The organism is Bifidobacterium oedipodis (assembly GCF_012932425.1).
GTDB lineage: Bacteria > Actinomycetota > Actinomycetes > Actinomycetales > Bifidobacteriaceae > Bifidobacterium > Bifidobacterium oedipodis.
The window spans coordinates 100,741-113,195 of record NZ_JAAIII010000007.1; the positions used below are offsets into that span (position 1 = coordinate 100,741).

General features: G+C 60.6%; 7 protein-coding genes. 6 read left to right on the forward strand and 1 reads right to left on the reverse strand.

All coding sequences use genetic code 11. The features are described from left to right. The first annotated feature begins 224 nt into the window (after positions 1 to 224). Together G1C95_RS10730 and G1C95_RS10735 are read left to right on the forward strand one after the other, a co-directional pair. The gene (locus tag G1C95_RS10730) at positions 225 to 2,201 is read left to right on the forward strand and encodes an ABC transporter ATP-binding protein (RefSeq protein ID WP_169172946.1); all 1,977 of its coding nucleotides are present in this window, start codon (positions 225 to 227) and stop codon (positions 2,199 to 2,201) included. A 6-nt stretch (positions 2,202 to 2,207) separates the two neighbouring features. Further along, complete coding sequence (locus tag G1C95_RS10735) at positions 2,208 to 4,004, forward strand: ABC transporter ATP-binding protein (RefSeq protein WP_169172947.1); 1,797 nt, start codon at positions 2,208 to 2,210, stop codon at positions 4,002 to 4,004. A 58-nt stretch (positions 4,005 to 4,062) separates the two neighbouring features. Here G1C95_RS10735 and G1C95_RS10740 read toward each other — a convergent pair whose 3' ends face one another. Further along, the gene (locus G1C95_RS10740) at positions 4,063 to 4,929 is read right to left on the reverse strand and encodes a helix-turn-helix domain-containing protein (RefSeq protein ID WP_169172948.1); all 867 of its coding nucleotides are present in this window, start codon (positions 4,927 to 4,929) and stop codon (positions 4,063 to 4,065) included. A gap of 198 nt (positions 4,930 to 5,127) precedes the next feature. Between G1C95_RS10740 and G1C95_RS10745 the strand changes: the two genes are divergently transcribed. The 4 genes from G1C95_RS10745 (at position 5,128) to G1C95_RS10760 (ending at position 12,352) form a co-directional block, all read left to right on the forward strand. Next, complete coding sequence (locus G1C95_RS10745; RefSeq protein ID WP_169172949.1) at positions 5,128 to 6,327, forward strand: glycoside hydrolase family 88 protein; 1,200 nt, start codon at positions 5,128 to 5,130, stop codon at positions 6,325 to 6,327. Positions 6,328 to 6,428: 101 nt separating this feature from the next. Next, positions 6,429 to 8,621, forward strand: coding sequence for a DUF2264 domain-containing protein (locus G1C95_RS10750; protein WP_169172950.1), 2,193 nt, complete (start codon positions 6,429 to 6,431; stop codon positions 8,619 to 8,621). 116 nt (positions 8,622 to 8,737) lie between these two features. Then, positions 8,738 to 9,694, forward strand: a complete 957-nt coding sequence (locus G1C95_RS10755; RefSeq protein ID WP_169172951.1) for a TatD family hydrolase — start codon at positions 8,738 to 8,740, stop codon at positions 9,692 to 9,694. A 270-nt stretch (positions 9,695 to 9,964) separates the two neighbouring features. Then, positions 9,965 to 12,352, forward strand: coding sequence for a KUP/HAK/KT family potassium transporter (locus tag G1C95_RS10760; protein ID WP_169172952.1), 2,388 nt, complete (start codon positions 9,965 to 9,967; stop codon positions 12,350 to 12,352). Positions 12,353 to 12,455: the final 103 nt, after the last annotated feature.

Sequence of the window (12,455 nt, forward strand, 5' to 3'; positions counted from 1 at the left end):
ACATACGTAACTAACTCGCAGTCGTATCGTGACAATCGACAGGCGAACCGTGCGGATTGCTAGGTGAACCGTGCGGGGCTGTGCGGATGAGCCGCGCGTATGCCCCGCGTGTCTTGATTTGCCCTCAAGCCCGGTTGAGCGTGTAGCATGGTTGGCCGTGTTGCCGCGCCGGCCGCACTCATCTGAACCCCCAACCGACCCTCGACCACTATGAAGTGAGCGTTATGTACGTCGATCCGAACCGCAATCAAAGTGCGGGCAACCTCAAATGGATCATGCCCTACTGCAAGCCCGACCTGCCACGCGTGGGCGGAGCCATCGCACTGTTCGTCGTCAACGACACGATGGCTCTGTCGATCCCGCTGGTCACCGGCATGCTCGTCGACCGGGTGATCACCGGCGGCGAAACCAATCTGCTGATTCCGCTGTGCGTGGCCATGATCATCATGACCCTGATCCGTGTGGCCTCACGCTACGGCTACGTGATGTTCATGGAACGCTTCGGGCAGAACACGATCTTCCGTCTCGTCTCCGACGAATACGAGAAGCTGCACAAACTCGACTTCACCTACTTCAACCACACGCGCACCGGCGACATCATGAGCCGCATGACCTCCGACACCGACGCGATCCGCCACGCCCTGAGCTGGGTGAGCTACAACATCCTCGACTGCGTGGTGATGTTCGTGGGCGCGCTATGCGTGATGTTCGCCATCGACTGGCGTCTGGCGCTGGCGCTCGCCGCCATCACGCCGCCGCTGTTCGTACTCACGCGCGCGCTGTCGGGCCGCGCCAGGCCGCTGTTCCTTGCCATCCGCAACTCGCTGGCCGAACTCAACTCGATGGTTGAAGAGAACATCGAAGGCAACCGCGTGGTCAAGGCCTTCGTGCGCGAACCGTTCGAAACCGAGAAATTTGACGCCCACAACGACGATTACATGAACCGCAACATGGCGCAGGCCTATAACACCGCCCGCTTCATGCCTTGGCTGGACGGTCTCGGCTTCTCGCTGCAGCTCATCACGCTCGGCCTCGGCGGCTTCCTGGTGATCCGCGGATATATGACCCTCGGCAATCTCGTCAGCTTCAACTCCTTCCTATGGATGCTCGACGGTCCGGTGCGCCAGTCCGGCTGGCTGGTCAACGATTGGCAACGATTCAACGCTTCTTGCGTGAAAATCCGCAAACTGCTCACCGCCGAATCCCATATCGACGATCCCGCTGAAAGCGCAGCGAATGTTGCCAGCGCGTCGTCGGCTGACAGCACGGCCGCAGCAACCGCTACAGCTGCAACCGCAACAGCAACAACCACTACAACAACCGGCTCTACGACTACGCCGGTGTCCGCACCCGCAGCAGCCCGCACAATCCGCGGCGACGTACGATTCGAACACGTCGACTTCGCCTTCCCAGACGATCCGGACACCCCGATTCTCAAAGACATTGACTTCACACTGCCGGCCGGTGCCAAGCTGGGCATTCTCGGCGAAACCGGCTCCGGCAAATCCACGCTGGTCAATCTGGTGTGCCGCTTCTACGATCCGACCGCCGGCCGCGTGCTGGTGGACGGCATGGATGCGCGCGACTGGCCGTTGGCCACCCTGCGCTCCAAAGTGTGCGTGGTGGCACAGGATACCTTCCTGTTCTCCGACACCATCGGCGGTAACATCCTCTTTGGCGCATCCAACAGCATCGACTCGCGCAACAGCAACGCTGATGATGACAACTGCTGCGAGACGCGCGATCGCGACCGCCGCGACGACGATTACATTCGCCGTATGGCCGCCATCGCCGGCGCGGATCGCTTCATCAGCGCCCTGCCTGACGGCTACGACACCGTGGTGGGCGAGCGCGGCGTGGGCCTTTCCGGCGGGCAGAAGCAGCGTCTGTCGCTGGCCCGAGCGCTTGCCGACAATCCTTCGATTCTGATCATGGATGACACCACATCCGCCGTCGATATGGAAACGGAAGCGGATATCCAACGGCATCTGGCCGAACTGGAAGAGAAGAAAACCATCATCACCATCGCCCACCGCATTTCGTCGGTTAAGGACGCGGATCTGATTCTCGTGCTCGAACACGGCCGCATCGTGGAGCGCGGCACGCACGACGAACTGGTCAAAGCCCACGGTCGCTACTGGGACATCTACCACAAGCAGCTTGGCCTCGCCGCCGGCCGCGCGCAAGGATTCGAGGAATAGTCAACCATGGCACAACGCAACACGTATCGCGAGGATGAGGAACTCGCCGAACGCATCAACCTGCGTGACATTCTGCGCGTGGGCAAATACCTCAAACCCTATGTCGGTCAGGTCGCGCGCATTCTTGCGGTGGTCATATCGCTGAGCGTGATTCTGGTGAGCGTGCCCTATCTCACCAAAATCATGATCGACGAGGCGATTCCGAATAAGGATCTGCGATTGCTGGGGCTGCTGGTCGTAGTGCTCGCCGTACTTATCGTGATCTATGAGTTCGGCATGCGCTACCGCACCATCGCCATCACGCGTGTGGGTCAGCTGATGCTCAAGGACATGCGCCGCGACATCTTCACTCATATTCAGACGCTGCCGTTCAGCTACTTCGACTCACGCCCGCACGGCAAGATTCTGATCCGCGTGGTCAACTACGTCAACACCCTGTCCGACACCCTAAGCTCCGGCCTGATCACGGTGATCTCCGACGTGTTCACCTTCATGCTCACGCTGATCGTGATGTTCGTGGTCGATTGGCGTCTGGCCCTGTTCTCGCTGGCGCTCTTCCCGCTGCTGATCGCCTGGGTGCTGACGCTCAAGTACTTCCAGCGTCGCGCCTACCAGAAGCTGTCCAATAAGCAGAGCAACCTGAACGCCTACATCCACGAGTCGATCGCTGGCGTGAAAACCACACAGACCTTCGCGCAGGAGCGTGCCCAGTTCAACACCTTCCAGGAACAGCAGGGCGAGGTGCGTTCCGCATGGATGAAGGCTGTGCACGTGCAGTTCCTGATGTGGCCGGGCGTGCAGACCATCTCCGTGATGACCATCTGCCTGATCTACTTCCTTGGCGTCACCGGTTTCGGCGGGGTCACCGTGACCACCGGCACGCTGATCGCATTCGTCGGCTACGCGAACAACTTCTGGAACCCGGTGATCAATATCGGCAACTTCTACAACCAGCTGGTCACCTGCTCGGCCTATCTGGAGCGTATTTTCGAAACGTTGGATGTGCGCCCCGAAATCGAAGACAAGCCGGGCGCACGCGACCTGCCGCAGATCAAGGGTCGCGTGGACTTCAACGATGTGGTATTCCGCTACGAGCAGGACGGCCGCAACATCCTGAACTTGGTTGATTTCCACGTTGATCCGGGGCGCACCATTGCGCTGGTCGGCCCGACCGGTGCCGGCAAAACCACCATCGTCAGCCTGCTGTCGCGCTTCTATGATGTGAGCGAAGGCTCGGTAACCATCGACGGCCACGACGTGCGCGATGTTACGCTCGCCAGCCTGCGCCGCCAGATGGGCGTGATGCTGCAGGATACGTTCATCTTCTCCGGCAATGTGCGCGAGAACATCCGCTACGGCCGGCTCGACGCCACTGATGAACAGATTGAGGCCGCCGCGCGGGCCGTGCATGCGCACGAGTTCATTATGGAACTGCCCGACGGCTACGACACGACGGTTGAGGAACGTGGCTCGACGCTGTCGGCCGGCCAGCGTCAGTTGATCGCGTTCGCACGTGTGCTGCTGGCTGATCCGCGCATTCTGATTCTCGACGAGGCGACTTCGAATATCGACACTCGCACTGAGGAGGCGCTGCAGGCTGGTCTTGCAGAACTGCTCAAGGGGCGCACCAGCTTCATCATCGCGCACCGCCTGTCGACCATCGAGAACGCCGACGAAATCATGGTGATCGACCATGGTCAGATCGTCGAGCGCGGCTCGCACGCCGAGCTGCTGGAAGCCCGTGGTGCCTACTGGCGACTGTATGAATCTCAGTACGCTATGATTCGTGCGGCTGTTGCGTAAGGTACGTAGTTACGCTGAGCTGAACGGTTGAATAGCCCTGTATAGCTGCGAACGGCAGCTACGCTTCGGCGGCGGGTTTGCCAGCGACGGGTTTGCCAGCAGCGGATCCTGTGCCGGGCCTTCCAGTGTGGAAAGGCTCGGCACCGGACACGGTGGCGGTGCGCCAATCAGCAGGAGTGAGCTGGGTGAGTTTGCGGAACTGCCGGTAGAAATGCACTTCGGTGGCATAGCCGGCAGCGTGGGCTATCTGAGCCATGGTCATATCAGTGCCAGCGAGCAGCTCCTTGGCATACGCCACACGGGCATCGATCAGGTCGGCCTGGAACGAGACGCCGAACAATTCGGTGTATAAATGCTGAAAATATGATGCGCTGATGCCCAACTTGGCCGCAAGAGAGGCGGCCGAATACGCCTGCCATGGTTGCGAGCGCATATCAATGCGCAGCCGTTGCAAGCGGGCACGCCACGGATGGTACGGTTCGCTCGCGGTATCCGCGCAGACCGCGGCGATGGTGTTCAGCAGTACGCGCAGCAACAGATCCATATTGGTGTCGCGGCAGTCGGCCAAACCATAGCTGTGCTCCCACAGCAGCTGCTGCACCACCGGCCTCAGCATCGCCGGATTGGTCAGCCGCACAGGCTGATTGGTGGTGATGGATCGATAGCTTTGCATATCGCCATCGTCGCAGGTGAAATGAATCCAATCATCGCGGTAGCCGTGCTCAGTACTGTGGTTGACGTACGGCGTCAGCGGCGTGATCAGCATCAGACTGGGCGCAGGTGCCTGATACAGCCGGCCGTTGATAGTAAACGTGGTGCAGCTTCCGGTCAACAGCAGTACGTAGCGCGCCAGGCCGTTCGGGCGCGACAACGTGTACGGACCGGGATGATAGGTATCGACGCCACCGGTGATCAGATGGAACATGACGCCGATAGTAGCAGGGCGGCAAACCGGTGGATAGCAGTTGAATCGCAGGTGAAACAGTATGACGGCCGGTATGGTTGCCGGCAGATAAATAGCAGGATAGGTTAGGCATTCGCCATATCGGTTATACCGCCAAAGTCCGGAACTGCTACGGTGAAGGGCAATAGTCAAAACGATGTACGAAGGAGTGCCGTAGCAATGCACGAAGCCAACACCGCCGCACAAGCCGATACCACTACACAAGCCAATACCACTGCGCAAGTCAATACCGAGCAGTGGGCGCAGGAGATCGCCGACAAGATCATCGCCAAAATGCGAGTGGTCGCCGAACGCAACCAGCACACCGTGCCCTACACCACCGGCGAGGACGGTCGCTTCGACGACCACAGCGCTCCGGGGGCGATTAACTGGTGGACCAACGGATTCTGGGGCGGCCTGATGTGGCAGCTGCATCACGCCACCGGCGACGACCTCTATCGCACCATCGCCGAGGAGCTGGAAGGCAAGCTGGATGCCGTGCTCATGAACTACGACGGCCTCGACCACGACAACGGCTTCAAATGGCTGCCCACCGCCGTAGCCGACTGGCGTGAAACCGGCAATCAGGCCTCCCGCAACCGTGCGCTGCTTGCCGCCGCCAATATGGCCGGACGCTTCAACACAGCCGGCAACTTCATCCGCGCATGGAATTCGTGGGATGGCGAACCCAACACCGGTCGCGCAATCATTGACTGCATGATGAACCTTCCGCTGCTCTACTGGGCTTCGACGGAACTCGACGATCCGCGCTTCAAGCAAATCGCCGTAGCCCACGCGAACACCGCACAACAGCGCTTCGTGCGTGCCGACGGCTCGGTGCGCCACATCATCGACTTCGACCCCGCAACCGGCGAATACCTTGGCTCCCAAGGCGGTCAGGGCTACGGCCATGGCTCCTCCTGGACGCGCGGCCAAGCATGGGCGATCTACGGCTTCGCGCTGAGCTACATCCACACGCAAGACCCGCAGTATCTGGACACTGCCAAGCGCGTGGCCAACTACTTCATCGCCAACACCCCCGCCAACGGACTGATCCCCGTCGACTTCCGCCAGCCCGAAAACGTGACGTGGGAGGATTCCACGGCCGCCGCCATCGCCGCCTGCGGCATGCTGGAAATCGCCAAACAGTGCGAGGGCGAAACCGAGGCCGACGCGCGCATCTACCGTGACGCTGCGCTGCGACTGCTCAAGGCGCTCGCCGACAATCGCGTGCTGTGGGATGAGGGTCACGACAATCTGCTCACCCACTGCACGGCCGCATACCACGATAAGGATCACGAGTTCGCCATCATCTACGGTGACTATTACTTCGTGGAAGCCATCTGGAAGCTCACCGGCCGGGAGCTGTTCATCTGGTAGTGAGTTGCGGCACGGCAACGTAGCAACGCAGCATCAGCAACAACAGTAGTAACAGCAGCAACGTCAACACAGCAATTATCAATACAGAAAGCTGATAAACCATGGCAGGCAACGTATTTTGCCCCACAACCGTTGACCGCACGCTCAGCCCCTACACCGGGCTGACGCGCCAAAGCTGGATCGAAGCGGGCGAATACCTGCTCGAAGGCGCGTTCCGCCATATCCAGCACTTCGACGATCCGATGGTACTGCCCCGGCAGGTCGAAGGGGTGATTTATCCGCACGATCCCAGCAATGTGCAGCAGATCAAAGCCGAATACTTCGAAGGCCTGACGCGCACGATGTTTATCGCGGCACCCCTGATCCGTGAGAATCCGGGCCTGACATTGAACGGCATCAACCTGCGCGACTATTACAAGTCGCATATCCTCAGGGCCTGTACGCGCGGCGACGACCAGTGCGTGGGCTATTACGAGGATCTGTGCGCGTGGGCTGATGCCAGGCGTGCTGCGGCAGCCGAAGCCGATGGCAGGCCGGCACCGCACCAGCCGGGCTGGCATGTGTTCCAGCAGACCGTCGAAACCTGTGCGCTGGTAATCTGCCTGTGGATCACCAAGGATGTGATCTGGAACACCTATACCAAAGCCGAGCGCGACCGTATCGCCGAATTCCTCACCGGATACGCGAACGCACCCACCGCGCCGAATAATTGGCGACTGTTCAACATGCTGGATATGGCGTTCCTGAATATGGAAGGCTATCCGATCGATGAGCAGGTCATGCTCGAACATGCCACGCGCATTTGTGATTATTACGTGGGCGACGGCTGGTATCGCGACGCAGCCGCCTTCGACTACTACTCCTGCTGGGCGTTCAACGTGTACGCGCCGCTATGGAACCAGTGGTATGGCTACGAGCACATGCCGTATGTGGCCCAGCGCTTCGAGGAATGGTCCAATACGCTAATGGCCAGCTATGCACGCATGTTCGATCGCGACGGATTCACCACGATGTGGGGCCGCAGTAACGTCTACCGTTTCGCTGCGGTCAGCCCCTTTGCCGCGAACCTGACAATGCCGCGCCGCGACGGTCGTGATGGTCGTGAAGGCAACGCGTATGCCTTCGATCCCGGTCTGGCGCGACGCATCGCCTCCGGCTCGCTGATGCAGTTCCTCGGCCGCGACGACTTCCTGCATGACGGCGTGCCCACCATGGGCTTCTACGGCCAGTTCACACCGCTGGTGCAAGGCTATTCGTGCACCGAATCACCGTATTGGATGGGCAAGGGCTTCCTATGCCTGCTTCTGGACGCGGATCACCCGTTCTGGACGGCCACCGAGCAGGGCGGCCTGTGGGAGCAGCTTGGCGAAAACGACGTGGCGCAAACCGCGCTCGACGGGCCGGCCATCTGCATCTCCAACCATGGCGGCAACGGCGAAACCGTGCTGCGCACAGGCAAAGTGGAGCGAGGCCGCGACGACCTGCACGGCATGTGGAACTACGGCAAGCTCTGCTTCGATTCGAAATTCCCGTGGGAATCCACGCCAAAGCCCGAGACCGGTACTGCTGACGAATCGCAGAACACTGGTGAACAACTGGCCGCGCAACCGACCGTCCAGCCGGGCGCCGTGGAATCGCAGCAATACGTCATGCACGATCTGGTGGATGACACGCTGCAGTACGGCAACCTGACACTGTGGGGCGGGCAGAAGGACGGCGTGCTGTATCGTCGCCAGCATTTCGCCTTCCGCGGCGGCCAGGAGGGCAACGCCATCGACTTGGCGGATATCGCCCTGCCCTACGGCATTCTGCGCGCGGACAAACTGCGGGTCAACGGGCATCCGATCGAGCTGACCCTCGGTGCCTACGGTTTCGCCGACAACGGCACCGAAATCATCCGCCGCGAACGTCAGGGCGCGCAGGCCATCGTGCTTAAAGGCCACGATCACACCGGCCAGCCGCGCCAGCTCGCCATGACCGTATTCGACGGCTGGGAGGGCGTCGACGTGATGCATTCGGTTGGCAGCAACCCCGATTCGCCGCGCTCCATCGTGGTTTACGGGCGCACCGCACGCCGCGAACAGTACCATTTCGCACCCTACCTGCTGCTTTCGCAGGTCATCACCAAAGAGAGCCTCGACGATTTCAGCGACGACGAGCTCTTCCCGATCCGCTCCGTGGAATACACGGATCCGCAGTCGGTCGGCGCCTACGGGCCGGTGCGTCTCACCCTTGCGGACGGCACCGTGCGCACCATCGACTTCACTGGACTCGAAGGCCGGCTGATGCGCTGACGGGCAGCACTGACGGGCAGCTAGAGGAGCTGCAACGAGCAGATAGGGGATAATCCGGACCGATTACAACCGGTTTATCCCCAACCGGGACCGGTGTCGCGGGTAGGCTGGAAGCCATGAGCAAACACCATCGCGACCGCAGCTGGGCACCTGCCCCGGAACCCCTGCCCGAAGACGCCCGTACCATCGACAACCATACGCATGTGGCCTCTGTGGTGCCCTTCGCCCGCGCCATGGCACACGAAGCCGCTGAAAAAGGCCAGCCGGAAGTGCCCGTCTACGATGTGGACGAACTGCTGGAGCAGGCGCGCGCTGTCGGCATTGAGGGTATCATCGACTGCGGTTGCGAGCTGCCGCACCTGATGACCGCTGTCCAGATGGCCCTCGATCATCCAGGTAATGTGCACGCGGCGCTCGCAATACACCCCAACGAAGCCGTGCGCCACGGACACCGCGGCGTGCCAGGCCCGGACGGACTGCCGCTCACCTACAAGCCTTGGCACGATACCAGTTTCGACGATGCAATCGCCGAAGTGCACCGTCTCGCCACCACCTACCCCAACGAAGTCGTGGCCATCGGAGAAACCGGCATGGACCTCTTCCGCACCGGCGAAGGTGCCAAAGAACTCCAGCGCGAGGCCTTCCGTGCACATATCGCACTCGCCAAGGAACTGAACCTGCCCATGCAGATCCACGACCGCGACTCACACCGCGAAGTCATCGAAACCCTGCTTGCCGACGGTGCCCCCGAACGCACCGTATTCCACTCCTACTCCGGCGACCGTGACATGGCGCAAATCGCGCACGAACACGGCTGGTACCTAAGCTTCTCCGGCACTGTAAGCTACAAGGGCAACGACGGCATCCGCGAATCGGCCCGCGAGGTCGGGCTGAGCCATATCATGGTCGAAACCGATGCGCCCTACCTCACGCCCATGCCCTACCGCGGCCGCACCAACGCGCCCTATATGATCCCCTACACACTGCGGGCGCTCGCCGATGCGCTCGATCTGCCGTTGGCGCAGGTCGCGCAGGCCACGCGGCGCACCACGCGCGCGGTATATGGCGTGTGACGCTAGCCGTGACGACAGCCTGATGTCAGCTGTTATGTCAGCCGTGAAGCTGGCTGCGGCACGGCTTCGCGGAGGCGTTTCGTTGCCCTTTTGTTATGCCTTAAGTTGCTGGAATCGGCATAACGTGCATATACTGACGGCTTGTTTGTGAACAAGCCGTTAAAATGGTAACGGATTGATTAGGGAATACCGGCGTCGGAAGAGGTAGATTCCGCGTGTGAGCCAGGTATCAATACCGAGCGGGGCCCGGCTCCGCCAGGAGGATGCGATATGGCGGAGAACAATCCGCAGTCCGGCAGCAAAGCCGAGGAAGAGGCTTTGTTAAGGGCTGACACGTTTACCAATGCCCCCAAGGTCTCCCGACGCACACTCACCAAGGAAGAGCGCGAGCAGATCGCCAAACAGCGTGAGGCTGAAACCAAAGAGCAGGAACGACTTGCAGCCAAGAAAGCCAAAGGCCCCATCGGCCGATGGTGGCTGAGACTGCAATCCGGCCCCGATCGCGTCAGCTGGGGCATGGCCATCGTGGCGCTGGGCGTGGTGTACGGTGACATCGGTACCTCGCCCCTATACACCGCGCAAACCTTCCTTTCCGGGCAGGGTGGCCTCGCCGCCGCCAACCGTGAGGCAGTGCTGGGCATGCTGTCGCTGGTGTTCTGGTCGATTACGCTGATCACCACCGTCAAATACGTATTCATTGCCATGCGCATCGACAACAATGGCGAAGGCGGCATTTTCGCGTTGTATTCGCTGATTCGCCGCTACGGACGTTGGCTGGTGATTCCGGCCATGCTCGGCGGTGCCGCCTTCCTGGCCGACTCGGTGCTGACCCCGGCCGTGTCGATCAGCTCCGCAGTCGAAGGTCTTAAAACGATTCCGCTGATGGAACCGTTGTTCAAACAAAACACCGAACTGACCCTGATGATCACCGTGGTCATTATCGTGGTGTTGTTCTCCGTGCAGTCGCGCGGCACCGAACGCATCGGCAAGGTGTTCGGCTCGATGGTGCTCGTCTGGTTCTCCTTCCTCGCCGTTGTCGGCGTGGTGAACCTGTCCAATGATTGGACCGTGTTCGAAGCCCTGAACCCGATCTACGGCATCGAATTCCTGTTCAGCCCGCATAATGCCGCCGGCATCGCCCTAATGGGCACCGTGTTCCTGTCCACCACCGGTGCCGAAGCATTGTATTCCGATATGGGCCACGTGGGCCGCGGCAATATCTACTTCACCTGGCCGTTCATCAAGGTCGCGCTGGTGCTGTGCTACTTCGGCCAGGGCGCATGGATTCTGAAGAACCAGAACAATCCCGACCTTGCCCAAATCGACAGCCTTAACCCCTTCTTCCAGATGATGAGCCCGAACGTGCGCTACGTGGCCGTGGCACTGTCCGTCACCGCTGGCGTTATCGCTTCCCAGGCTCTGATCACCGGCGCGTTCACCATGGTTTCCGAAGCCACGCGCCTCAACTGGATGCCGCATCTGCAGGTGCGTTACCCGGCCCGTACCCGCGGCCAGCTGTACATTCCGGTTATCAACATGGTGCTGTGCGTTGCCACGCTGGCAGTGCTTGCGATCTTCCGTGACTCCGAACACATCTCCGCCGCCTACGGCTTGGCTCTGACCATCACCATGATCACCACCACCGTGCTGCTCGGCGTCTACCTGTGGCATGACGGCAAACGCATTGGTGCCATCATCTTCACGATTCTGTTCCTAGCGATCCAGATCATGTTCTTCGTGGCCTCCATGGCCAAGTTCCTGCACGGTGGCTGGTTCACCATGCTGCTCACGTTCGCGATTCTGGGCATTATGTACACGTGGAACGAAGGTACCAAGCTGGAACGCGCGCAACGTCGGCACATGCAGCCGCAGGACTTCCTGCCCGCGCTCAACAAGCTGCACGATGACTTCCGCATCCCCTATTTCGCGGACAATATCGTCTACTTGACCTCCGATTCGGAAACCAAACGACTCGACACCGACATCTTCTTCTCGATTTTCGCCGACCATCCCAAGCGCGCCCGCGCCTGGTGGGCCGTGTCGGTGGAAACCACCGATGAGCCGTTCACGCGCGAATACTGTGTGGAAGACTTCGGCACGAATTATGTGTTCCGTGTGCGCATGCGTCTGGGCTTCAAGGTTTCGCAGTCGCTGCCGGCCTATATCCACCAGATCATGCACGATCTGAGCAAAACTGGAGAACTGCCCAAGCAGAAGTCGATCTACCCCAAGGTCGATGCCGATCCGAACATCGGCACCGTGCGCTACGTGCTGATTCACAAGGCCCTGATGCCGGAATCCAAGGTGTCCGAGCGAGGCGCGCTGTCGCTGCGCATCAAGTATGCGATTCGCCATGTGGCCGGCTCGCCGACCAAGTGGTTCGGCTTGGCACCGTACAATCCGTTGATTGAAGTGCAGCCGCTGTTCGTATCCACGCGCAGGCCTCCGCGCCTGAAGCGCACCGACTTGCTTGAGCCTGCCCCCGTGCCTTCGCGTGGCAAGGCCGATCCGGCCGCCGCTCCTGATCCGCTTGATACCACCACTGGTCTCGGCCAGCTAGTGCGTGACTCCGAAGCCAAGACCGGGATCGATACTGAGGCTGGTGCCGGAGCTGCGGCCAAGGCCGGAGCCAAATCTGGGGCTGCGGCGAAAAACTAAGCAGTATCGGGCTGCGTCGGCTATATACGCTGGCAACTGCGTGCGCTGAGGTGACTGTCAACTGTGACTGTCACCTCAGCGTTGTATATAACAGTTGCTTGCG